The 22252-nt window shown below is 53.4% G+C and carries 22 protein-coding genes; 15 read left to right on the top strand and 7 right to left on the bottom strand.

What is annotated here, in order from left to right:
- Nucleotides 1-17 precede the first annotated feature (17 nt).
- From Q3H59_RS23040 to Q3H59_RS23060, 5 genes are all read left to right on the top strand, one after another.
- Nucleotides 18-1166: an ABC transporter ATP-binding protein gene (locus Q3H59_RS23040; RefSeq protein WP_309837512.1), complete on the top strand. Its 1149-nt coding sequence runs from the start codon at nucleotides 18-20 to the stop codon at nucleotides 1164-1166.
- 18 nt (nucleotides 1167-1184) lie between these two features.
- Nucleotides 1185-2183, top strand: coding sequence for an NAD(P)H-quinone oxidoreductase (locus Q3H59_RS23045; RefSeq protein WP_309837514.1), 999 nt, complete (start codon nucleotides 1185-1187; stop codon nucleotides 2181-2183).
- Nucleotides 2180-2791: a glutathione S-transferase family protein gene (locus Q3H59_RS23050; RefSeq protein ID WP_309837516.1), complete on the top strand. Its 612-nt coding sequence runs from the start codon at nucleotides 2180-2182 to the stop codon at nucleotides 2789-2791. Before Q3H59_RS23045 ends, Q3H59_RS23050 begins: the two co-directional genes overlap by 4 nt.
- A gap of 64 nt (nucleotides 2792-2855) precedes the next feature.
- Nucleotides 2856-3305, top strand: a complete 450-nt coding sequence (locus Q3H59_RS23055) for a type II 3-dehydroquinate dehydratase (protein ID WP_137387340.1) — start codon at nucleotides 2856-2858, stop codon at nucleotides 3303-3305.
- Entirely contained in the window at nucleotides 3302-4231 is a 930-nt protein-coding gene (locus Q3H59_RS23060) for a glyoxylate/hydroxypyruvate reductase A (RefSeq protein WP_280173161.1), read from the top strand. Before Q3H59_RS23055 ends, Q3H59_RS23060 begins: the two co-directional genes overlap by 4 nt.
- A 32-nt stretch (nucleotides 4232-4263) precedes the next feature.
- Here the strand turns inward: Q3H59_RS23060 and Q3H59_RS23065 are convergent, their stop codons facing one another.
- Complete coding sequence (locus Q3H59_RS23065; RefSeq protein ID WP_101761546.1) at nucleotides 4264-5226, bottom strand: LysR substrate-binding domain-containing protein; 963 nt, start codon at nucleotides 5224-5226, stop codon at nucleotides 4264-4266.
- Nucleotides 5227-5305: 79 nt separating this feature from the next.
- Between Q3H59_RS23065 and Q3H59_RS23070 the strand changes: the two genes are divergently transcribed.
- The 5 genes from Q3H59_RS23070 (at nucleotide 5306) to Q3H59_RS23090 (ending at nucleotide 9741) form a co-directional block, all read left to right on the top strand.
- A complete protein-coding gene (locus Q3H59_RS23070; protein WP_277975009.1) occupies nucleotides 5306-5605 on the top strand; it encodes a hypothetical protein in 300 nt (99 codons plus the stop codon).
- Entirely contained in the window at nucleotides 5595-6626 is a 1032-nt protein-coding gene (locus Q3H59_RS23075; RefSeq protein ID WP_309837523.1) for a polyamine ABC transporter substrate-binding protein, read from the top strand. Before Q3H59_RS23070 ends, Q3H59_RS23075 begins: the two co-directional genes overlap by 11 nt.
- A 63-nt stretch (nucleotides 6627-6689) precedes the next feature.
- Entirely contained in the window at nucleotides 6690-7544 is an 855-nt protein-coding gene (locus tag Q3H59_RS23080) for an ABC transporter permease (protein ID WP_101761544.1), read from the top strand.
- 1 nt (nucleotide 7545) lies between these two features.
- Nucleotides 7546-8364 carry an ABC transporter permease gene (locus Q3H59_RS23085; RefSeq protein ID WP_192234783.1) on the top strand — a complete coding sequence of 273 codons (819 nt, stop codon included), beginning with the start codon at nucleotides 7546-7548 and terminating at the stop codon, nucleotides 8362-8364.
- Between the two features lie 126 nt (nucleotides 8365-8490).
- Nucleotides 8491-9741 (top strand): NAD(P)/FAD-dependent oxidoreductase, encoded by a 1251-nt coding sequence (locus Q3H59_RS23090; protein ID WP_217548293.1) that lies wholly within the window; start codon nucleotides 8491-8493, stop codon nucleotides 9739-9741.
- Between the two features lie 90 nt (nucleotides 9742-9831).
- Here the strand turns inward: Q3H59_RS23090 and mqo are convergent, their stop codons facing one another.
- A complete protein-coding gene (gene mqo, locus Q3H59_RS23095; protein WP_110866851.1) occupies nucleotides 9832-11478 on the bottom strand; it encodes a malate dehydrogenase (quinone) in 1647 nt (548 codons plus the stop codon).
- A 456-nt stretch (nucleotides 11479-11934) separates the two neighbouring features.
- On the opposite strand from mqo, the gene leuC reads away from it, so the two are divergent.
- From leuC to Q3H59_RS23115, 4 genes are read left to right on the top strand one after another with little or no spacing between them, the layout of a single operon-like run.
- A complete protein-coding gene (gene leuC, locus Q3H59_RS23100; RefSeq protein WP_309837529.1) occupies nucleotides 11935-13356 on the top strand; it encodes a 3-isopropylmalate dehydratase large subunit in 1422 nt (473 codons plus the stop codon).
- A gap of 1 nt (nucleotide 13357) precedes the next feature.
- Nucleotides 13358-13993, top strand: coding sequence for a 3-isopropylmalate dehydratase small subunit (gene leuD / locus Q3H59_RS23105; RefSeq protein ID WP_280173156.1), 636 nt, complete (start codon nucleotides 13358-13360; stop codon nucleotides 13991-13993).
- Nucleotides 13990-14904, top strand: coding sequence for an alpha/beta hydrolase (locus Q3H59_RS23110; RefSeq protein WP_309837531.1), 915 nt, complete (start codon nucleotides 13990-13992; stop codon nucleotides 14902-14904). The genes leuD and Q3H59_RS23110 overlap by 4 nt, the downstream gene beginning before the upstream one ends.
- Nucleotides 14905-14935: 31 nt before the next feature.
- Nucleotides 14936-15898 (top strand): LysR substrate-binding domain-containing protein, encoded by a 963-nt coding sequence (locus Q3H59_RS23115; protein WP_309837533.1) that lies wholly within the window; start codon nucleotides 14936-14938, stop codon nucleotides 15896-15898.
- A gap of 129 nt (nucleotides 15899-16027) precedes the next feature.
- Here Q3H59_RS23115 and Q3H59_RS23120 read toward each other — a convergent pair whose 3' ends face one another.
- Complete coding sequence (locus Q3H59_RS23120; RefSeq protein WP_101761538.1) at nucleotides 16028-16333, bottom strand: DUF1471 domain-containing protein; 306 nt, start codon at nucleotides 16331-16333, stop codon at nucleotides 16028-16030.
- 350 nt (nucleotides 16334-16683) lie between these two features.
- Nucleotides 16684-18552 carry a low affinity potassium transporter Kup gene (kup, locus tag Q3H59_RS23125; RefSeq protein WP_309837536.1) on the bottom strand — a complete coding sequence of 623 codons (1869 nt, stop codon included), beginning with the start codon at nucleotides 18550-18552 and terminating at the stop codon, nucleotides 16684-16686.
- Between the two features lie 348 nt (nucleotides 18553-18900).
- On the opposite strand from kup, the gene Q3H59_RS23130 reads away from it, so the two are divergent.
- Nucleotides 18901-20010: an SDR family oxidoreductase gene (locus tag Q3H59_RS23130; protein ID WP_192413049.1), complete on the top strand. Its 1110-nt coding sequence runs from the start codon at nucleotides 18901-18903 to the stop codon at nucleotides 20008-20010.
- Between the two features lie 41 nt (nucleotides 20011-20051).
- Here the strand turns inward: Q3H59_RS23130 and Q3H59_RS23135 are convergent, their stop codons facing one another.
- From Q3H59_RS23135 to Q3H59_RS23145, 3 genes are all read right to left on the bottom strand, one after another.
- Nucleotides 20052-20852: a MetQ/NlpA family ABC transporter substrate-binding protein gene (locus tag Q3H59_RS23135; RefSeq protein ID WP_101761535.1), complete on the bottom strand. Its 801-nt coding sequence runs from the start codon at nucleotides 20850-20852 to the stop codon at nucleotides 20052-20054.
- A 91-nt stretch (nucleotides 20853-20943) separates the two neighbouring features.
- Complete coding sequence (locus Q3H59_RS23140) at nucleotides 20944-21747, bottom strand: MBL fold metallo-hydrolase (RefSeq protein WP_309837897.1); 804 nt, start codon at nucleotides 21745-21747, stop codon at nucleotides 20944-20946.
- A gap of 141 nt (nucleotides 21748-21888) precedes the next feature.
- Nucleotides 21889-22218 (bottom strand): gamma-glutamylcyclotransferase family protein, encoded by a 330-nt coding sequence (locus Q3H59_RS23145; RefSeq protein ID WP_192413047.1) that lies wholly within the window; start codon nucleotides 22216-22218, stop codon nucleotides 21889-21891.
- Nucleotides 22219-22252 lie beyond the last annotated feature (34 nt).

Raw genomic sequence — 22252 nt, forward strand, 5'->3', positions numbered from 1 at the left:
ATTGCTTTGGAGAGTTCATGGTTAGTGCAGAAATCACCCGATTCCCACAGCCCGATATGCCGCGCGCCGCAGTGAAAAGCAGCAACATCGCCGTACAATTAGATGGCGTGCTGAAAAAGTTTGGCGACGCTATCGCGCTGCACAAAATTTCCCTGACTATTGAGGAAGGGGAATTTATTACCCTGCTCGGCCCCTCGGGCTGCGGCAAAACCACGTTGCTCAATTTGATGGCCGGTTTTGCTGAAGCTGATGGCGGCGAGATTTTTATTGATGGCGAATTGGTCACGGAAATCCCCCCTTACCAGCGTGAAATCGGCATTGTGTTCCAGAACTACGCGCTGTTTCCGCATATGACGGTGGAGAAAAATGTGGGTTATGGCCTGCGTATGCGCGGGGTGCCAAAGGCCGAAATCGCGGAGCGCGTTGAGCAAGCATTAGCGTTGGTCAAACTGGCGGGTTACGGCCATCGCAAACCGCGTGAACTCTCCGGCGGACAACAGCAGCGTGTGGCACTGGCGCGTGCGCTGGTGATCCGTCCAAAAGTCTTGTTGCTGGATGAACCATTTTCCGCGCTGGACAAGAATCTGCGTTTATCGATGCAGGTCGAACTGAAAGCCATCCAGCGCAAGTTAGGCGTCACCACGGTGTTTGTCACCCACGATCAGGGCGAAGCGCTTAGCATGAGCGATCGCGTGGTGGTGATGTCGGCGGGGCATGTGCGCCAAATCGGTACACCGGATGAAATCTATCGCCAGCCGCGCGATCCGTTTGTGGCGGGCTTTGTCGGTGACGTCAACATCTTGCCTGGACGTTATGCCGGGCGCGATCACGCTGCGGTGCTTGAGCTGGGCGGCAATGTGCTGCGTCTGCCAGCAGAGCGCGTGCAGGCGAGCGTTGGCGAGCGACTCGATGTGTATGTGCGTCCGGAAAACATTCAATTGGGGCCGCTCTCTTCGCACTGTTTCCTGAGCGCCACGGTGATCACCCATGTGTTTCAGGGCGATCACGTTGATGTGCATCTTGATGTGCCAGCGCTCGGCAGCGCCTCGCTGTTTGCGCGCCAGTCGGGTCTGGAATCCCTAACCCGCTGGCCAGTGGGTAGCGTAGTGGGCATCACCTTTGATGATGAAGGCGTGTGCGCCTTTACCGCCGCTAAGCAAGGATAAGATCCGATGGTGCCTGAAATGATGAACGCGATAATTGCTCGCCAGCCGGGCGGCGCAGAGGTGTTAACGGTGGTAGAACGTACCGTGCCACAACCTGCGGCGGGTGAGGTATTGATTCGCGTCGCCAGCGCGGGCGTTAATCGTCCTGACATTATGCAGCGTAACGGCATGCCAATCCCACCGGGCAGCTCAGATGTATTCGGTCTGGAGGTAGCAGGTAACGTGGTGGCGTTAGGTGCAGGGGTTAGTGGTTTCGCCATCGGCGACGCAGTAATGGCGCTGCTGAACGGTGGCGGTTATGCCGACTATTGCGTGGCGCGCGCTGAGTTGTGTTTGCCGGTGCCCGATAATCTGCCTTTGGCGCATGTAGCGGGCATCCCCGAAGCGGCGTTTACTGTGTGGCACAACCTGTTTGAGCTAGGCCGTTTAGCCCCCGGTGAAACCGTACTGATTCACGGTGCCGCCAGCGGCGTTGGCACCTTTGCCATCCAATGTGCGCACGCCTGTGGTGCACGTGTGGTGGCCACCGCAGGCGGTGCCGACAAAATTGCGGCGCTGCAACAGCTTGGCGTCTGGCGCGCCATTGATCGTCATAAAGAGGATTTTGTCGCGGTGATTGCAGCGGAAACCGCAGGGCAAGGCGTGGATGTGGTGCTGGATAACGTGGGTGGTGATTACGTGGCGCGCAATCTTAGCGTATTAGCGCAAGGCGGACGTCATGTGAGCTTGTCATTTATGCAGGGCGCGAAGATCGAGCTCGATCTGCAATTGGTGATGAGTAAAGGACTGAGTTTGACCTCTTCCACGCTGCGCCCCAAAAGCGCTGCTGAAAAGGCGCGCCTGGCGACGTGCATCCGTAAACATCTGCTGCCGCTGATCGTAGCAGGCAAAATCAAACCCACGCTGCATCAAATTTTGCCGCTGGCGCAGGCGGCGGATGCACATCGAATCCTAGAGGCCAACGCCAACATTGGCAAAGTGTTGCTGAGCGTGGATCAGCAAGGAGCGTTGGCATGATGCAACTGTTTTACGCCACCACCTCTGCCTATGTGCGCAAAGTGATGGTGACTGCGCATTGTCTTGGGCTCACGAATGAGATTGAGCTTCTGGATTCGGCGGCGCATCCGGTTGAACGTGATGAGCGCATCGCCATCGTTAATCCGTTAGCCAAAGTGCCCGCACTGCGAACCGAACAAGGGGCATGTCTGTACGACAGCCGCGTGATTTGCGAATACCTCAATGCCCGCGCGCAAGGCGGTTTAATCCCGTCACAGGGTGATGCGCGCTGGTTGAGTTTGTCGCGCCAGGCGTTAGGCGACGGTTTGATCGATGCCGCCTTGCTGGCGCGTTACGAGTTCAGTGCCCGCCCATTGGAAAAGCAGTGGCATGGCTGGGCCGATGCTCAGCTGAAAAAAGTCTTTGCGGCGCTACGGGAAATTGAGTGTCAGGTTGCGGGTTTTAGTACGCAGCCTAATGACGTGGGTTTGATTGCCATCGGCTGCGCGCTCGGTTATCTCGATTTCCGCTTCGATGCTCTTAACTGGCGGGCAAACCATCCGCGGACTGCCGCGTGGTTCGCCCTGTTCGATGCCCATCCGGCGATGGCCGCCACGCGCCCGCATTGATCGCCATTAATCGTCATTCGGTCACCCTTTCGGGCGACAACTGCACAGTGACTCAGGAGCTCAGATGACACAGCAGATTTTTTTTCTTAACGGCCCGAACGCTAATCTGTACGGCATGGACAAGAACGGCACTTACGGCAGCGAAAGCTTTGCCAGCATTGATGAACGCTGCCAGCGCCGGGCAGCATCACACAACATCACACTGCAATTTCGCCAAAGCAATCACGAAGGCGTGCTGGTTGACTGGATTCAGGAAGCGCGTCAGCAGGCTGCCGGATTGATCATTAACGCCGCCGGTTTAACCTACAGTTCGGTGCCGATTCTCGATGCATTGCTGATGTTTGATGGCCCGATCATCGAAGCGCACATGAGTAACATCTGGAAACGCGAGCCGTTCCGCCATCATTCGCTGGTATCAAAAGCCGCCACTGGCGTGATTGCAGGCTTGGGCGTGATTGGTTACGAACTGGCAATAGATGCGGTAGTTGAGTTGATCAAGGCGAATGCGGCATGAGTATTTTGGTCTTTTACAGCGAGTTCGACAGTTTTGAACAGTGGTCAGCGTTGCTCGCACCGCATCTGCCGGGCGTAACGCTTTGTCGGGCGGAAGAGGTGCAAAACGATGATGAGGTGCATTTCGCGTTGGTGTGGAAGCCGCCGCAAGGTTTTTTCGCCCCTTATCGCAACCTGAAACTGCTTATAAATCTGGGTGCGGGCGTTGATTCGCTGGTCGGGCGCGATGATTTGCCGGATATTCCCATTGTTCGTTTGTCTGATCCGCATATGGCGCGGATGATGGCCAGCTTCGTGCTGTTTGCCGTGCTGCGTTATGTGCGTGACATTCCGGCTTTTGAGCGGGCACAACGTGAACGACGCTGGCATTACCTGCATCCGCGTTCGCCGGAAACCGTGCGCGTTGGCGTGCTGGGATTGGGTGAATTGGGCGCGCACGCCGCGCAGGAGCTGGCGCGCCAGGGATTGAATGTGCGCGGCTGGTCACGATCGCAGAAAACCATCGATGGCATTACCTGTAGCAGCGGAATAGACGCGTTGGATGCTTTCCTCGCCAGCAGCGATATTTTGGTAGTGATGCTGCCGCTCACGCCGCAAACCCAGGGCTTACTAAGTGCTGAACGACTGGCACGGTTACCGCACGGCTGCGCGTTTATCAATGTGTCGCGCGGAGCGATTGTTGATCAGGCGGCGTTAACGCAGGCGTTGCAGCGTGGACAGATCGCCGAGGCGACGCTGGATGTGTTTGACCGCGAACCGTTGCCGCCCGAAGATGCGCTGTGGGGTATGGATAATGTATTGATCACGCCGCATCTGGCTTCGGTTGCCATTCCGGCCAGCGCGGCACCGCAGGTCGCCGCGAATATCCAGCGCGCCGCACGCGGCGAAGCGGTATTGCATCAGGTCTTCCCGCAGCAGGGGTATTAACCTCTGGTCGCCATTCATGGCGACCAAACATCTCACGCCACTCGCACCACTTGCGGATCGAAATAACTCGGTGCCGCCATGCCGGGAATATATTGGTCGGAAATAAACATGCGGCAACGCTCGGCAAAAGCGCTCACCACCCTGGATTGCTGTACCTGCGCCATGGTGGCATAACCCAACTGCATCGCCTTGTTAACCCCCGCCAACCGCACGCGAATCAAGCGTTTACCATCCTGCGACAAATGCGCTTTAGGTCGTACGTTAGCGATACCGAAGCCGACACCGTTGGCCACCATCGCGCGCACCGTTTCCATACTACTGGATCGCATCACCACATTTGGCGTCACCCCGGCTTCGCTGAACAAGCCAAGAAAATATTCACGACTCCACGGCATATCCAGCAGCACCATAGGCGCTGCAGCCAGATCCTGCATCGAAACCGCGGATTGTGTGGCGAACGGATGATGCTCACCCACCATCACGTAGGGCGGCAGTTGCGCCAGCGACTGGAAAGTCACATCGCTGGCGGGCACCAAATCATAGGTGAGGGCGATATCGATATCCGCTGAGCGCAGCTGTTTTAGCAGCAACTCATGATTGCCTTCCACCAGCGAGATACGCACGCCGGGAAAGGCGCGGCCAAAGCCAAACACCAATTCCGGCGTCAACATTGGCGCTAACGTATCGAGGCAACCGACACGCAGCGGGCCGCGCACGTTGTTCATTGATTCCGATGCAATGGTGTAAAGGTTCGACATCTGTTCGAGGATCAGTTTGGCCTCTTTTAATACCTGGTGGCCGATTGCGGTGAGTGAAACGCCCTGGGCATGGTGACGCACAAACAGCTGCACGCCAAGCTCAGACTCAATGTGGGTGATGGCGGCGGAAATCGACGGAGAGGAGACGTGAATACGCTCCGAGGCGCCAATAATGCTGCCCGCTTCACCGGAAGCGACAAAATATTCCAGCTGACGCTGGGTGATGCGACTGAGCATGCAGGTTCTCCTGAGATCGCTGACACGCTCATGTCGCGTCAGTCATTCTAATAAGGTCGATTCAACTCAAGCATTTCTCATGCCAAATTCCGACTTACAGCATAATCACCTGTCCATGCGCCAGCGACCATTCGCGTCTGCCTCACTCCTGCTTCAGAAAATCCTTGTTAAGCAGGCCACTTTTTTAGCCTCAGAAATCCTGATGCAACAGCGAGGGAAATGCTGTTTTACCCAATCTCACCGCAACGGCATTATCGCTTCAACACCCGAGAGCCGCCTTCGCACTGTTTTAGAGCATTGCGACGCGATGGACCAGACGGTGGTGCAAAGCAGCGACAACAGCCATTTCATTCATTGGGGACAAGAATATGTTGCGTAAGATGGGTGCCTTAACGTTATTGACCACGTGTGTATTGAGCGCAGGTAATGCAGTGGCCGCAGATAAGCTGATTGTCAGCACCTGGGGCGGCAGCTTTAAGGATCTGATCGATCAAACTATCGCCAAAGAGTTCACCAAAGAAACCGGCGTAGAAGTGCAGTTCGTCACCGGTGGCACCATCGATCGTTTGAACAAAGCCAAGCTGGCGGGCGGTTCGCCGGAAACTGACGTCACCTTTACCACCGCGCATGCCGGTTACCTGTATGCCAACAGCGGCCTGTTTGAAAAGCTCGACATGAGCAAAATCCCTAACGCGGTGAATCTGGTACAGCAGGCCAAAGTCAGCCCGTATCACCTTGGCGTGTGGGGCTACGTTTACACCATCGGCTACCGGCCAGATTTAGTGCCGAAGGGTGAAGAATTTACCAGCTGGAACGATCTGTGGCGTCCGGAACTGAAGAGCTCGATTGCGCTGCCAGATTGGGATCCGAGCCATATCATCGCGGTGTCCGCCAAACTTTCTGGCTCGGATGCAGCGCATTGGGAACAAGGCCAGTCCAGGCTGAAAGCGCTGATCCCGAACATCAAATCCTTCTATACCGATGATGCCAACAGCCAGCAGCTGATCTCCACGGGCGAAACGCCGGTACAGGTGATGCTGTCGATGAACGCCTACAGCATGATTGCAGAAGGCGTCAACATTAAGCTGGCAGTGCCAAAAGAGGGCGCGATTTTGGGCGTCGATACCGTCGGTATCAATAAAGGCAGCAAACATGCGGAACTGGCCTACAAGTTCATAAATATTGCGCTGAAACCGGAAATCCAGCAGGAAGTGGCGAAAATTTATCGCGGCAGCCCAACGGTGACCAATGCGCATATCGATCCAGAACTGGCGAAGCTGCCTGGCATGCTGACCACGCCTGAGCAGTGGAATGCCACCATCAACACCGATCCGCAACTGCGTGCGGAGAAAACCGCCGAGTGGCGTCAGTGGTTCTCTGAAAACATCATGTCACATTGATAAATAGCGGCGGCCGATTGGCCGCCCGGTGAGTCGCAACACTTTATTCAGGCAGCAACGTCTATGACGAAAAAACCGACATTCTTACCCTGGTTCATTATCCCCGCTACGTTCACGGCGCTTGGGCTGGTGGTGGCCATGTTTGCCGTGATGCAGTTTAGCGTGCGGGCCTATATTCCAGGATCGCTAGATGTAGGCGGATTCACGCTGGCGAACTTTAACGGTCTATTCAAGAAAATCTATGCCGATGCGTTTATCAACACGGTGATGCTCAGTGCGAAAACGGCGATTTTTGGGCTGCTGATGAGTTATCCGCTGGCGTATGCGCTGGTGAGAACGCGCACCACCTGGATCAAATCCACCATCTTGATTATCGCCATTACGCCGCTGTTTCTCGGCGAAGTGGTACGGACATATTCGTGGATCATCGTGCTGGGTAATAGCGGCTTCCTCAATAGCTTGCTGCTGGCGATGGGTCTGATAAACAAGCCGATCCAGTTTATGTTTACCCAAACCGGCGTGGTAGTTGCGCTGGTGCATGTGACCATGCCAATCATGGTGATGATGCTGGCAACTGCGCTGTCGCACATCAATCCTGATTATGAGAAAGCCGCGACCAGTCTGGGGGCGGGGCCGATTCGCACCTTGCTGACGGTGACCATTCCGCTATCGATTCCCGGCATCGTTTCCAGCCTGACCACCGCGTTTGCCTGGACGTTCAGCGCCTTCGCTACGCCGCAGCTCATTGGTGGTGGACGCGTCAGCACCGTGGCTACCATGGTGTATCAGCTGGGTTTCTCATCGATGAATTTTCCGTTTGCCGCTGCGCTCAGCATAGCGGGTTTGATTCTGACCATTCTGCTGCTGATGGCGCTGAAACGTATGAGCCGCTTCCTCCATGCGATGGGAGACCACTGAAATGACCCGATCCCTCAACGACAAACTGATTACCCTGGCGGGACGCTCGCTGGTGATTGCGATTTTGTTGTTCGTGTTGCTGCCAACCATTGTGGTGTTGATCTCTTCCTTCAGCAGCACCTCGGTGCTGTTCTTCCCACCGAAAGGCTGGTCGCTGCGTTGGTTTGAGCGTGCGGTTAACTACGATGACTTCCGCCACGGCTTCTATTCAGGTTTGATTGTGACGGCATGGGCCTCAACGCTGGCGGTAATTATTGGCGCCACGCTGGCGATTGCCATTGAACGTTACACTTTCCCCTGTAAACAGGTGCTGGAAGGCGTGCTGTTGTCACCGCTGTTTATTCCGCACTTCACCATTGGCCTCGGCTTACTGATGCTGGTCTCGCAGTTGGGCATTGGACGCGGTTATTCACTGGTGATCTTCTGCCATGTTGTGCTGGTGCTGCCGTTTGTGCTGCGCAGCGTGTATGTGTCGCTGAAAAACCTTGAGCAACGTATTGAAATGGCGGCTGCAAGCCTCGGCGCTTCGCCGTTGCGTGTGGTATGGACCATAACCGTGCCGTTGATTTTGCCGGGCTTGTTTGGCGGTTGGTTATTTGCCGCAATTCTCTCCTTCAACGAATTTACCGCTTCGCTGTTTATCACCACGCAAGCGACGCAGACCTTGCCGGTGGCAATGTACAACTATGTGCGTGAATTTGCCGACCCAACGCTGGCTGCACTGTCGGTTATTTATATTGCCGTAACTGCGACGATGTTAATTATCGCGAATAAGTTTTTAGGCTTGGGGAGAATATTGAACGTCGAAGCAGGGCATTAATGTATTCGCACGGAATGCTGTGCTTATTGAATAGCACAGCATTTATTAATCTGAATAGTAGTCATCCGGCACCTGATTACTCTTTTCCATGAAAAGATCGGGGTCGATCATCTTTAGGGATCTCACATGTCAGTAGAAAAAATTAATACCGTGGTGGTCGGAGCGGGTCAGGCAGGTATTGCGATGAGTGAACATCTGTCGTTAATGGGTGTGCCACATGTGGTGTTAGAGCGTAGCCGTATTGCTGAACGCTGGCGTTCAGAACGTTGGGATTCATTGGTGGCCAATGGCCCAGCCTGGCACGATCGTTTTCCTTCAATGAAATTCGATAATATTTCCCAGGAAGCGTTCCCACCGAAAGAGCGAATGGCGCAATATTTCGAAGACTACGTAAAAATGCTCGATGCGCCGGTGCGAACCGGCGTGGAAGTCCATTCGGTTGAGCGTCTACCAGAACGTAGCGGTTTTAAGATACTGACGTCGGCCGGTGAATTTGAAGCTGACAATGTGGTGGCGGCAACCGGTCCTTTCCAGAAACCCGCTTTCCCGCAGATCGTGCCGGAAAGCGCTGCGCTGCATCAAATCCATTCATCGGCGTATAAAAATCCGCAGCAGCTGCCGCAGGGCGGCGTGCTGGTGGTGGGCGCTGGTGCTTCAGGCTCACAAATTGCGGAAGAGTTGCGTAAATCTGGCCGTGAAGTGACGCTCTCCATCGGCGAACATTACCGTCCGCCACGTTCCTATCGTGACCGCGATTATTGCTGGTGGCTGGGCGCGCTGGGCTTGTGGGATGAAGTCAAAATCAAGCCGAAGAAACAGCACGTTGCTTTTGCCGTGAGTGGTTATGAAGGTGGCAAAACGGTCGATTTTCGCCGACTGGCGCACATGGGCATTACGTTGGTGGGGATCACCAAAACCTGGGATAACGGCGTGCTGAGCTTTGCTGAGGGTATAATGGACAATATTGCGGAAGGCGACAAAGCGTATTTCGACGTACTGCGTGATGCCGATGCCTATATTGAACGTAATGGCCTGGATTTACCGCCCGAGCCGCAAGCATGGGAATTATTGCCAGATCCAGAATGTTTAATTAATCCATTATCAGAACTGGATCTACAGGCCGCAGGTATTACCAGCATTATCTGGGCCACCGGTTTTAAATTTGATTTTAGTTGGCTGAAAGTGGATGCCTTTGATGCTAATGGTGCGCCATTCCATAAACGCGGTATTTCCGCCGAACGGGGTATTTACTTCCTTGGCTTGCCCAATCTGGTAAATCGCGCATCATCGTTTATTTATGGCGTATGGCACGATGCCAAATATATTGCCGACCATGTGGTTTTACAAAACGCCTACACCGATTATAAAAAGTCGTAAAAATCTCCGTGAGATCGCCGTTAATGGCGCCCCTATAAAAGACAATAAAAAAGCCGGACAGTGTCCGGCTTGATTCACTTCTTGCGGGAATTACAGCGCCATATCCTGTTTGCCTGATTCAGTACGCGGCTTAGCCTGCGTTGGCGCAACCGTCTGATCACCCATGTTGATGACCGGCGGCTTGGTCAACAGCAGCGTCGCTGCGGTGTTGTCCCAAACTTGCTGCGTCAGCGCGGTGTTGCCGTTCAGCTTCTGACCGAAGCTTGGCACGATAGCGCGGATCTTCTGCTGCCACTCTGGCGAAGCGAACTGCTCTGGGAACAGCTTTTTCATCACGTCGAGGGTGATTGGTGCAGCAGTCGATGCGCCCGGTGACGCGCCCAACAGTGCCGCCAGGGTTTTCTGCTGATCGGTCACGATTTCGGTACCCAGTTTCAGCAAGCCACCTTTTTCGGCATCTTTCTTGATGATCTGCACACGTTGACCCGCCTGAATCAGTTTCCAGTCCTCTTTACGCGCGTTCGGATAGTACTCTTTCAGCGCGGCAAAACGGTCGTCGTCATTCAGCATCACCTGACCAATCAGGTATTTCACCAGGTCGAAGTTGTCGATGCCAACATGCGTCATCGGCATAATGTTGCTGGTGGTGGTCGCGCTCAGCAGATCGAACAGCGAACCGTTTTTCAGGTACTTGGTGGAGAAGGTGGCGAAAGGTCCAAACAGCACCACTTTCTTACCGTCGAGGGTACGTGAATCGATGTGTGGAACCGACATCGGTGGCGCACCCACAGAAGCCTGACCGTATACTTTTTCCAGGTGACGATTAGCGATCTCTGGGTTCTCGGTCATCAGGAACGAACCGCCGACCGGGAAGCCGCCGTAGTTATCTGCTTCCGGAATGCCGGTTTTCTGCAGCAGCTTAATCGCGCCGCCGCCAGCACCGATGAACACGTATTTCGCATCAACTGAACGCTTATCGCCGCTCTTCACATCTTTAATAGTGACGTGCCACGAGTTATCGCCGTTACGCTTGAAATCAGTGACTTCTGACGAGGTTTCCAGCTTGAAGTTCTGATCTTTCTTCAGGCTACCGATCAGCTGACGGGTGATTTCACCGTAGTTAACATCGGTGCCGACTGGCGTCCAGGTTGCCGCAACTTTCTGGTTCGGGTCACGACCTTCCATCACCAGCGGCGCCCATTGCTGGATCTGCTGATGATCGGTAGAGAATTTCATGCCCTGGAACAGGGTGGTTTTCTGCAGCGCATCGTAACGCTTCGTCAGGTACTCGACGTTTTTGTCGCCCCAGACGAAGCTCATGTGCGGCGTAGAGTTAATGAAGGAGTGCGGATCGTGCAACACACCGCGCTGCACCTGCGATGTCCAGAACTGGCGCGAAATCATGAAGGATTCGTTAATTTCCAGCGCTTTGCTAACGTCGATTGAACCGTCTGCACGCTCAGGCGTGTAGTTCAGCTCCATGTTAGCAGAGTGACCCGTACCGGCATTGTTCCAGCCGTTGGACGATTCCAGCGCGACGCCGTCCAGCTTCTCAACCATCAGCTGTTTCCAGCCCGGTTGCAGCTCTTGCAGCCAGGTGCCGAGCGAGGCGCTCATGATGCCGCCGCCAATCAGCAGAACGTCAGTTTTTTCTGGTGCGTCTTCAGCGCGAACCGCTGATGAGACAAGCAGCGCTGCCAGCGATAGGGCAGACACGATCTTTTTGGTGTGAGTCATTCCAGTCCTACTTATTATGCAATGCAGGTGAACGTTAAAAATTCGGTTTGCACATTAAGAGATTGTTACGGAATGATTAACTTGTTTTTAGTTAATAAAGTATTGGTGTTAATTAATTAACTTACAAAAAAGAAAATAGCGTGAAATATAAGCAGAAGGGGGAATTAATCGGAGATAAACCGCTTAAGCTGCGCGGTTATTCTTTATATCGGTAGACGCGACTTAGGTCAAATAAAACTCCTGCTATTTTACGCACATTGCGTAGCGGCGCGATTCATCGCGCAATAAATTGCGCCGCTACAATGCGTGCGCGATGTTTTGCCATTCATGGCGACCAACTTACCCACTGCACATTTCATAAAACATCACTTCACGAAGCGTGTTCGTTCCCCGCGCACAAACTGATTTACCCTAACGTCTCTAATGACTTGTTTTACTTTTCGCGTGGGCAACGGCATGGCTAACAAAACACTGTATGAAAAACTGATCGATCAGCATTTGGTTCGTAAGTTAGATGACGAAGGGCATGTGCTGCTCTACATCGATCGCTCGATTCTCAATGAGTACACCAGCCCGCAGGCGTTTAGCGGCCTGCGCGATCACCAGCGTCTTGTGCGCAATCCGGGCACCATTTTGCTGAACGTCGATCACGTTAACCCGACGCGCCCCGAGCGTGATGAGGCGATGACCGACGCGGGCGGACAGTTACAAGTCGATTACTTCCGCCAGAACGCCGCGCATTTTGGCATCGAACTGTTCGATGTGCTTGACCCGCGTCAGGGCATCGAACACGTTGTGGCGCACGAGCAAGGCCTGGTAATGCCCGGTATGGTGATTGCCGCAGGCGACAGCCATACCACCACTTACGGCGCGTTTGGCGCGCTCGGTTTTGGCATCGGCACCTCGGAAATCGAGCACCTGCTGGCGACGCAAACCCTGATTTATCGCACCCTAAAAACCATGCTGGTGACGGTGAGCGGTGAGCTGCCGTTTGGGTGTTCGGCGAAGGACATCATCATGGCGCTGATCGAGCAGATTGGCGCATCAGGCGCGACCGGATTTGCCATTGAATTTGCCGGTGTTGCCATCGAAGCGCTGAGCATGGAAGGGCGCATGACACTGTGCAACATGGCAGTGGAAGCCGGTGCGCGCGGTGCGATTATCGCGCCGGATGAAAAAGTGTTTGCCTATATCGCCGGCAAACCGCAAATGCCGACCGGCGAGTTGTGGCAGCAGGCCGTTGCGGAGTGGCGCGATTTACGCAGCGATGCGGACGCGCGGTTCGATAGCCGCATCGCCATAAACTGCAGCGATCTTGAACCCAAAGTGACATGGGGAATCAGCCCGGATCAAGCCAGTGCCATTACCGGCCACGTGCCCGACCCGGCGCAGGAAACAGATGCGGTGAAACAGCGGACGCTGCGGAGCGCGCTGCTATATATGGGGCTGGAACCCGGCACGCCGTTGGCGGAGATCGCCATCACGCATGCCTTTATTGGTTCCTGCACCAACGGGCGCATTGAAGATCTGCGCGCTGCCGCCGCGATTATCGACGGACACAAAATCGCCCCGCACGTGCGTGGCATTATCGTGCCGGGATCGACGCAGGTGCGTCAGCAAGCAGAAGCGGAAGGGTTAGCCGCGATTTTCGTCAACGCCGGTTTTGAATGGCGTCAATCGGGCTGCTCAATGTGCCTGGCGATGAACGAAGATGTGTTAGCGCCCGGCGATCGCTGTGCGTCCGGCACCAATCGCAATTTCCCTGGCCGCCAGGGCGCGGGTGCGCGCACGCACTTAATGAGCCCGGCGATGGTCGCCGCCGCCGCGATTGCCGGCCATCTGGTTGATGTCCGCAAATTCATGACTGCAGAGGTTTGAGATGGAAGCATTTAACAACATGACGGGCACGCTGGCGCCACTACCGGCGGCCAATATTGATACCGATGTGATCATGCCAAAGCAGTTTCTCAAAGGCATCGATCGTAAGAATTTGGATCGCGGTGTGTTCTTCGACCTGCGCTTCCTGCCCGACGGCCGTACAAATCCCGCTTTCATTCTTAATCAAGCCGGTTGGGAAAACGCCACCTTCTTACTGGTGGGCGCCAATTTCGGCTGTGGATCCAGCCGCGAACATGCGGTTTGGGGACTTAATCAGCTCGGCATCCGCGCCATTATCGGCACCAGTTTTGCCGGCATCTTCGACGATAACTGCCAGCGCAATGGCGTTTTGACGCTGACGTTAAGCGAAGAGGATTATCAGCGCCTGAGCGAGGTTGCGAACAATGCCGCCAGTAATCGCATTACCGTGTCGCTGGAACAACAGGCGATCCTCTTCGATAATCAACGCATTGCCTTTTCGGTCAGTGCGTTGAAACGCGAGATGTTATTGGGCGGCGGCAGCGCGGTGGACTGGACGTTACAGTACGAATCTGACATCACCCAGTTTGAAGCGCAGCATTTTTCCCAGCGTCCGTGGCTGAAGCGCGATCAAATCCAACAGGATGCACCAGCATGAGTGAGATTACGCCACGCGGTGATTCACCCTTTATTGACGGCTTTACGCTGAGTGATGTGCGTCTGGCGAACGGCGTGACGCTGCGCGTTGCGATGGGTGGCGAAGGTCCGCCACTGCTGATGCTGCACGGACATCCGCAAAATCATCTGGCGTGGCGCAAAATTGCGCCGCAGCTGGCGCAGCAGTATCGCGTAATCCTGCCGGATCTGCGCGGTTACGGCGACAGCGACAAGCCGCCGAGTGATGAGACGCATCGCGCTTACTCGAAACGGGTGATGGCGCAGGATATCAGCCTGTTAATCGAGGGGTTGGGATTAGAGCGCGTGGCATTTGTCGGGCACGATCGCGGTGCGCGCGTGGGCCATCGGCTGGCGCTTGATCATCCGGAAAAACTTTCCTGCTGCGTGTTTGTTGATATTGCGCCGACCGCGACCATGTACGCCTTAACCAACAAAGCCTTTGCCACGCGCTATTTCTGGTGGTTCTTCCTGATTCAACCTTATCCATTACCTGAAACCCTGATCGGCCACGATCCGGCATTATTCCTGCGTAAACACATTGATGGGCAATTAAAAACGCCGGGCGCCACCGAGGAGGTCATCTTCAACGATTACCTGCGCTGTTATCAAAATAAAGAGATGATTCACGCGGTATGCGAAGATTATCGCGCCGCGGCGACGATTGATTTAGACGATGATGCGCAGGACAGCGCTAAACGCATTGAAGCGCCGCTTCTGTTGTTATGGGGAGAAAAGGGCACGGTTGGCCAGTTATATAACGTGGTGGAAACCTGGCGGGATAAAGCGCGCAATATTCAGGGCAACGCATTACCTTGCGGTCATTCACCGCATGAGGAAGTGCCTGAACTGTTTTTAAGTCAGCTTCAGCCCTTTCTGGATTCTGTGTTATAACCGGCTAAATTTCGCTAACGCCGTGATGGTGATGAAAATACTGCTTGCCGGAAAAAGTTATCAGAAGCCGCTTCAGGGTTGGCCGTCGGTCGAAGATCTGTATGTCTTTATCAGCGTAGCGCGCTATGAAGGTTTTGGCCGCGCTGCGATTGAGCTTGGCCAGTCGCCATCCTACATCAGCAAGCGGATTGCCATCCTCGAAAAGCAGCTGGAAACCCGGCTATTTTTTCGCACCAACCGCGTGATGCGGCTGACGCCAGAAGGTGAAAAGGCGCTGGAAGGTGCGTTGCACGTGGTGCACGAAATGGATTCCTTCCTGAATAACTTTCAGCAGTGGCGCGGCGAATTAACCGGCGATCTGACTGTGGCCTGTTCATTTGGCTTTGGCCAGGATTATTTGTCCGATGCGATTGCCGAATTTATGACGCGTCATCCGTCACTGAACATCAAATTGATGCTCAGCGATCGCGATATTGATTTATTGCAGTCAGGCACTGACGTCGATATTCGGGTGGGTGATGATGTGAATCACTCTTACATTGCACGAAAATTAGCCGCCAATCGGCGCATTCTTTGTGCTACTGCAGATTACTTAGCCCGGTCACGTCCGCTGGAGACGCTGGATGATTTAATCGATCACAGCTGTCTTATTATTAATGAAAATAATAATACCTTTGGGCATTGGACGTTAACGGACGGCGAAAATAAAATCGTTTGTCGCCTGAATAGCCATTACTCATCTAATAGCGGAAAAGTGATTCTGAATTGGGCATTAAAATCGCACGGGATTGCGTTGCGTTCTGTGTGGGATGTGGCGCCGTATTTAAGCGAAAACCAATTGGTGCATGTATTACCGCAATGGTATCAGGAAGCGAATGTCTGGGCGGTTTACACCCAGCGTGCGTCTGAATCGCCGCGCATTAAAGTGTTTATTGATTTTCTTGTCGACTATTTTGCAGAAAAAAGCCTGCCGATGATGAAGGGTAAATTATAAATACCCTAAATAATTCGAGTTGCAGGAAGGCGGCAAGTATGTGAATCCCAGGAGCTTACATTAGTAAGTGACTGGGGTGAACATGCGCGGCCAACGCTCCTGCAACTTGAAGTATGACGGGTATTAACATTAGCCATAAGCCACTTTGCTATTGATGTGATAAAGGGTGGCAGTGGCGGCCATGACGTGCTGACCATCGTGCGCCGGTTCGTGGGATTCCACTTCGGTGATGTGATAACCCACCGCACCGGCAGCAACGGCTTTCTGCACAAAGGCGTCATTCAGCTCTTCCATTGAAGTCGCCCAGCTCACCGAAGTAAAGCCTACCGGATGAATCGATGAAAGTTCGCGATGGGTTAAATCGCCGCGAATTAAAACCGGTTTAACAGATTGCGGTGTGAAAATAGATATTACGTCATTAATTAATTGTTTCATGGCGATACTCCTCGCAAATAATAACTGAGCCAATGGCCGCAGCTACGAATCTTTCAATTGTTGGTAATGTGCTGACACCCTAAATGTTTACGGCGAGTGATGATTGCCGGTGAAGTTAATAAACACCTTTTCAAGTTAAGCGTTTTAGCTTTAATTGCTAATTAGATGTTAAGAAAGATTCAGCCACAACTCATTCAACCTTACGCGACTATTTTTGCATCTGGTTACATTTGGTGTGTTAACCCTAACAGTCGACAGGAGGTTGAATATAACGCCTGAACAGTAGCGGCGCGATTTATCGCGCAATGAACTGCGCCGCTACAATCCCTGCGCTTTATGTCATCGGCAGATTAAAATTCGCGCTGCCCGCCCAATTCAATGACCCGATTCGGTGGGATATTAAATTGCTCATGTGCGCGCTGCGCATTGCGCTGGCAGAAGTGGAAAATACCGCCTTTAATGCGCATCAAACCTTTTCTCTTCTTCATCACCAGCGTGTCGTGCGAGGTGAAGAACGAGGCTTCATTGACGGTACAACCCAATCCTTCCAACCCACACAAATGCAGGATCTCGGCCATCGATGGCGTCTCGCGCCAGCCGTAAGCGGCGGTCACCTGCCAGAACGTTGGCGACAATTGAGTGATGCTCAGACGCTTCTGGTTGTAGACGCGCGGGATATCGGTGGTGCGAATATGCAGCAGCACCACACGTTTATGCAGCACGCGGTTGTGTTTAAGGTTATGTAACAGCGCCTGCGGAATCTCATGCTCTTTACGTGAGAGGAAGATTGCGGTGCCCGGCACACGACTGGGCGGATGGGTTTCCAGCGATCGCACCAGCGCCTGCAGGCTCTCAGGATCGTTATTCAACTTGCGGATTAGGCGATTACGCTCGCTGCTCCAAATGAGCATCAATCCCATCATGCTCAGCGCCAGCAGCACCGGCACCCAACCTCCAGAAAGCAGTTTCATCAGGTTGGCGCTGAACAGCGGCACATCTATGCTTAACATACACAGCAGGAAAACCAGCGCCACCGGCAGCGGCCACTTCCAGTTACGCAGCGCTACCACGCCCGCCAGACAAGCGGTGATCACCATTGTGCCGGTCACCACAATGCCGTACGCCGAAGAGAGCGCCGAAGATTGTCGGAACGCCAGCACAATCACCGTCACCGCGACAAACAGCAGCCAGTTCACCACCGGAATATAGATCTGACCGGATTCCGTGTGCGAGGTGAAGATGATGCGCATCGGCGGCAGAAATCCCTGACGGATCGCCTGATGCGTCAGCGTATACACGCCGGTAATCACCGACTGCGCGGCGATCACCGTGGCCAGCGTTGACAGCACAATCAGCGGGATCTGTCCCCAACCCGGCGCGAGATTAAAGAACGGGTTATTGAGGGCCTGCGCATCGGCAATGACCAGCGCGCCCTGCCCAAAGTAGTTAAGCACCAGCGCGGGCATGGCGATCACCAGCCAGGCCATGCGAATCGGCGCTTTGCCCAGATGTCCCATATCGGCGTACAGCGCCTCCGCGCCGGTCACCGCCAGCACCACCATGCCCAGCGCGGCAAACGAAAGCGCTTTGTGGCTAAGCAGGAACGTCAGCGCATAGGAGGGATTCAGCGCGTAAAGCACTTCAGGATTAAGCAGGATGCCGCGAATGCCTAATAGGGCAATCGACACAAACCAGACAAACATCACCGGGCCGAACACTTTACTGACCTTTTCGGTGCCGTGTTTTTGAATCATAAACAGCAGCGTGAGAATCGCCACTGCCAGCGGCACCACATATTTATCCAGCTCAGGTGACACCACTTCGATACCTTCGATCGCCGACAGCACCGAAATCGCCGGCGTGATCACGCCATCGCCGTAGAAGAACGCGCCGCCAATTAAGCCCGCTAACACAATGATGTGCGAGGCTTTCGGCCCAACATGCTGGCGTGCCAGCGACATCAGCGTTAATACGCCGCCTTCGCCATCATGATCGGCGCGCATCACAAAGCAGACGTATTTCAGCGACACGATCAGCGTCAGCGCCCAGAAAATCAGCGACAAAAATCCCATCACTGCGGTGGTGGAGACGGCGCCATTAGGCAAAATGGAGAGGCACTCTTTAAGGGTATAAAGCGGGCTGGTGCCGATATCCCCAAACACGATCCCTGCGGCCGCCAGCATGCCAGCAGGCAAAGACTGTTTTTCACTTTGACTCATAGATTTCCTGTGTTTTATCAGGGTTGAGGCTAATGAGGGCGAACATACCTGTTTGCGATCGAAGCGAACAGTGGCAGGCGAATTTACGTACAGCATTTTTACGCGTAACGCCGATATTTTTACACCATTTTTATATCGCGCTCATTTTTCACGCTGAGCGTAGAGGAATATTTGACTGCGCACTGAGGCCCAAATATCACATTTAAACATATATAAACCAATGCTCACTGGAGCGGTTTTACCCGCAGGAAAGCACAGGGCATTTATTCATCATTTACCCACGCGAGCATAGATTCGAGCCAGCTAAATGCACAGTTTTTCCTGTAACGAACCGGTGGGTTAAAAAATATGAATACAGTACTCATAACGGGTGCAACTGGATTTTTGGGCGGTGCGGTCGCGGTTAATCTGCTCAAGAAAAGTGATCATTACCGACTACTTTTATTAGTGCGGGCTAATAGTCAAGCTGCAGGATTAGACCGAATTAAGGAAAACCTGATTAAATTTGGCGTTGAAGCTGGTCAATTAAACAGGCTCACCCACGAGAACATCTTAATAGGCGATCTTGCTGAGCCGGAACGGTTTATTGACGATGCGCGCTTGACCAAGGTTACGCATGTGCTTAACTGCGCCGCTGTCGCCTCGTTTGGCGCGAATCCCCTGATCTGGAAAGTCAATGTAGAAGGCACCTTCGCATTTGCCAGTCGTATGGCGCGGGTGAAAGGGCTCAAGCGCTTTGTGCATGTCGGTACCGCGATGTCGTGTGCACCCGAAGCCAATTCGCTGGTGGTAGAAAGTGAGTTGAATACGCTGCGCGAACAACACGTTGTGGAATATACGTGGAGTAAAGCAACAGTTGAAAGAATGATGAGCGAGATGTTACCTAATCTGCCCTTAGTCATCGCGCGACCATCCATTGTGGTGGGGCATTCGGACTGTGGCTGTGCGCCGTCCCCAAGCATTTTTTGGGTATTTCGCATGGTGCTCACGTTAGGCAAATTTATGTGTGAGCTGAATGACCGTATTGATGTGGTGCCGGTCGATTACTGTGCCGATGCGCTGGAGTTGTTATTGACGGCTCCCAACGTGGAGAAGACGATTATTCATATTTCAGCGGGTGAAAATAGCAGCGTCACGTTTGCTGAGATTGATCAGGCGATGGCACAAGCCTCGGGACACGTTGCGGTGGCCGAAACGTATCAGAAAGTGAATTACCGTGAACTGGCAGCGAGCAGGAGCTCATTCTCTTCGCTGTTTGGTCCCTGTAATGAACGCATCTTATTACGCGCCATGAATCTGTATGGACATTTTTCAAAACTGAATGTGGTGTTCAGCAATGAGAAATTGCTGGAGCTGGGTATGCCGCCATCGTCAAAGTTTACTGACTATTTGCATCATTGTGTCGCTTCAACGCGTAATGCAACTATTGCGGAGTTGATGGAGGTCGATTTTAAATAAGCTGAAACTGCGCAGTTAATATCTGCGCAGTTTTCGCCAAATTACCAGCCTTTAATAATATCGCCTTTGTAGATCTCGTTGGCTTTATCCAGCACTTCTTGTGACTGGAAGGCTTGTTTCAGCTTCTGCACGTTGGCGCTGTCTTTATTATCTTCACGCGCCACAATCGCATTCACATAAGGCGAGGCTTTGCCTTCCATAAACATGCCGTCACGCGAGGCAGAGAGATTAACCAGCGCGGCGAAGTTGTTGTTGATGATCGAAAGATAAACCTGCGGATCGTCCAGCGTACGCGCCAGCTGCGGTGTATCCACCTCAACAATTTTCAGCTTCTTCGGATTATCGGTGATATCCAGCGTGGTTGGCAGCAAGCCCGCTTCGGGTTTCACTTTGATCAAGCCCTGCGCCTGCAACAGCAGCAGGCTGCGGCCGAGCGTGGTGGCTTCGTTGGAGAGGGTCACGGTGGCGCCGTCAGGCAACGCTTTCAGCGATTTAATCTTGCGCGAGTAGCCTGCAATCGGGAACACGAAGGTGTTGGTGACCACGGCGAAGTGGTAGCCGCGCTCTTTGGATTGCATCTCCAGATAAGGCAGGCTCTGGAAGGCGTTGGCATCGACATCTTTGTTGAACAGCGCTTCATTCGGCTGCACATAATCATTGAAGGCCACCACATCGACATCCAGCTGATATTTGTCGTGCGCCACTTGCTTCACGGTATCCCACAGCGCCTGGTCTGGTCCGGTATTAATGGCCACTTTGATTTGATTTTCATCGTCTTTGTTGCAGCCACTAAGCAGCGCCACGGATGCAGCCAGCAGCGTCGTGAGTAAAATTTTCTTCATTACGCGGATTCCCTTTAAACGTAGGGAACGGACTATAATGGATGTTTAGACGTCTGTACATCCATCCACGGCGCGTTTGCTTACAATTCGTTCAGGAGAGAGACTTCTGCAAGCAGGCAATATATTTCTCGCCCGACTGCATCACGATCCGCTGCGCGTCAGTGAGAATTTGGCGATGCTCGAATGCGCCGTATAAGCGCGAAAATTTTAGCGCCGCCAGCCGACGCATAATATCGCTTACCGTCGCCGCCGGTAACGGCAGCATATTTGGATAGCTCCACATAAATGACACCGCATCCGCGCCAGGCGTGACTTGCACGATATCGCCACTCAACAGCACGCCGTCATCGTGCGTCCAATGCAATACGCATCCGCCAGCAAAATGTCCGCCAAGACGAATCAGTTTCACTTCCGGCACAATTTCCAGCTCGTCATTTTGCCAAAGATGAATATGCGGGCTGTCGCGCATAATCCATTGACTATCGTTAGCATGCAGATAGATCGGCGCGTCGAATGCCGCTGCCCAATCCTGCATGGTGCTGTAATAGTGCGGATGCGATATAGCGATGGCGTGAATACCACCGAGCGCGGTAACAATCGCTTTGGTGGCATCATCGAAATTAGCGATGCAATCCCACAAAATATTGCCGTGCGGCGTTTGCAGCAGAAACGCGCGTTGATTAATAGCAAAGCTGGGCACGGTTTGCAGACTGAACACGTTGGCAGCATGCTGCTGCCATTTATTGCAGTGTGTGGCTTGCAGGCTATGCAGTGGAGTCCATTTTTGCCCGCTGGCCGGCACAAACTGTCGTTCGTCTTCACATATTTTGCAGTGTTCGATTTGACTCTGTTGCTCATCGTAAGATGTGCCGCAGGCGGTGCAGACTTTGATCATCATGAATTCCTCTCGTCTATTTGAGATTCATTCTAGAAGCCGAAATCAGGGCGTGCGCAGATCATTACAGATTGTATTGAGGACGTTGCACCGCATTTGGGGTGGAAGAGGAAAGTGGGCGTAAATACTGGCATTGTGAAGTTAAAGTTGCGGCTGCAACTGATAAATCCACGCCGTGATCAGCTCGCCATTGCTGGTGGTGACATCAACTTCCACGCGATCGTAGCCATCTTCAAACTCATCGAGCATCGGCCAATGCGGTTCAAGTTTCTCTGAGATAAACAGATAACCCGGCACGCGTGGGCCGTTTTCCTGCAACACAATGCCGGGGAAATCTGCTGCTGCGCCCCAGCCGCGCTCATAAAAGGTGCCAGAAACCGTTCCCGCCAGCCATTCGCCACCGATGTTTTCCAGAACATGCGCATTTGAATGGCCGGGCTGGAGCGTACCGTAAACAAATAAACGTTTCATTTTCCCTCATAAAATCAAGCAAAAGCGTTACTTT

Origin of the sequence: Pantoea sp. SORGH_AS_0659 (assembly GCF_031453915.1) — a bacterium.
GTDB lineage: Bacteria > Pseudomonadota > Gammaproteobacteria > Enterobacterales > Enterobacteriaceae > Pantoea > Pantoea leporis.

Excerpts from the sequence above, each read along its gene's own strand:
- Q3H59_RS23145 (WP_192413047.1), bottom strand. The coding sequence starts at position 22,218 with ATGAAACGTTTATTTGTTTACGGTACGCTCCAGCCCGGCCATTCAAAT.
- Q3H59_RS23040 (WP_309837512.1), top strand. The coding sequence starts at position 18 with ATGGTTAGTGCAGAAATCACCCGATTCCCACAGCCCGATATGCCGCGC.
- Q3H59_RS23070 (WP_277975009.1), top strand. The coding sequence starts at position 5,306 with ATGCCAAATTCCGACTTACAGCATAATCACCTGTCCATGCGCCAGCGA.
- leuD (WP_280173156.1), top strand. The coding sequence starts at position 13,358 with ATGGAAGCATTTAACAACATGACGGGCACGCTGGCGCCACTACCGGCG.
- Q3H59_RS23090 (WP_217548293.1), top strand. The coding sequence starts at position 8,491 with ATGTCAGTAGAAAAAATTAATACCGTGGTGGTCGGAGCGGGTCAGGCA.
- Q3H59_RS23140 (WP_309837897.1), bottom strand. The coding sequence starts at position 21,747 with ATGATCAAAGTCTGCACCGCCTGCGGCACATCTTACGATGAGCAACAG.
- leuC (WP_309837529.1), top strand. The coding sequence starts at position 11,935 with ATGGCTAACAAAACACTGTATGAAAAACTGATCGATCAGCATTTGGTT.
- Q3H59_RS23120 (WP_101761538.1), bottom strand. The coding sequence starts at position 16,333 with ATGAAACAATTAATTAATGACGTAATATCTATTTTCACACCGCAATCT.
- Q3H59_RS23075 (WP_309837523.1), top strand. The coding sequence starts at position 5,595 with ATGTTGCGTAAGATGGGTGCCTTAACGTTATTGACCACGTGTGTATTG.
- Q3H59_RS23050 (WP_309837516.1), top strand. The coding sequence starts at position 2,180 with ATGATGCAACTGTTTTACGCCACCACCTCTGCCTATGTGCGCAAAGTG.
- Q3H59_RS23045 (WP_309837514.1), top strand. The coding sequence starts at position 1,185 with ATGATGAACGCGATAATTGCTCGCCAGCCGGGCGGCGCAGAGGTGTTA.
- Q3H59_RS23115 (WP_309837533.1), top strand. The coding sequence starts at position 14,936 with ATGAAAATACTGCTTGCCGGAAAAAGTTATCAGAAGCCGCTTCAGGGT.
- Q3H59_RS23055 (WP_137387340.1), top strand. The coding sequence starts at position 2,856 with ATGACACAGCAGATTTTTTTTCTTAACGGCCCGAACGCTAATCTGTAC.
- Q3H59_RS23130 (WP_192413049.1), top strand. The coding sequence starts at position 18,901 with ATGAATACAGTACTCATAACGGGTGCAACTGGATTTTTGGGCGGTGCG.
- Q3H59_RS23085 (WP_192234783.1), top strand. The coding sequence starts at position 7,546 with ATGACCCGATCCCTCAACGACAAACTGATTACCCTGGCGGGACGCTCG.
- Q3H59_RS23135 (WP_101761535.1), bottom strand. The coding sequence starts at position 20,852 with ATGAAGAAAATTTTACTCACGACGCTGCTGGCTGCATCCGTGGCGCTG.
- mqo (WP_110866851.1), bottom strand. The coding sequence starts at position 11,478 with ATGACTCACACCAAAAAGATCGTGTCTGCCCTATCGCTGGCAGCGCTG.
- Q3H59_RS23060 (WP_280173161.1), top strand. The coding sequence starts at position 3,302 with ATGAGTATTTTGGTCTTTTACAGCGAGTTCGACAGTTTTGAACAGTGG.
- kup (WP_309837536.1), bottom strand. The coding sequence starts at position 18,552 with ATGAGTCAAAGTGAAAAACAGTCTTTGCCTGCTGGCATGCTGGCGGCC.
- Q3H59_RS23080 (WP_101761544.1), top strand. The coding sequence starts at position 6,690 with ATGACGAAAAAACCGACATTCTTACCCTGGTTCATTATCCCCGCTACG.
- Q3H59_RS23065 (WP_101761546.1), bottom strand. The coding sequence starts at position 5,226 with ATGCTCAGTCGCATCACCCAGCGTCAGCTGGAATATTTTGTCGCTTCC.
- Q3H59_RS23110 (WP_309837531.1), top strand. The coding sequence starts at position 13,990 with ATGAGTGAGATTACGCCACGCGGTGATTCACCCTTTATTGACGGCTTT.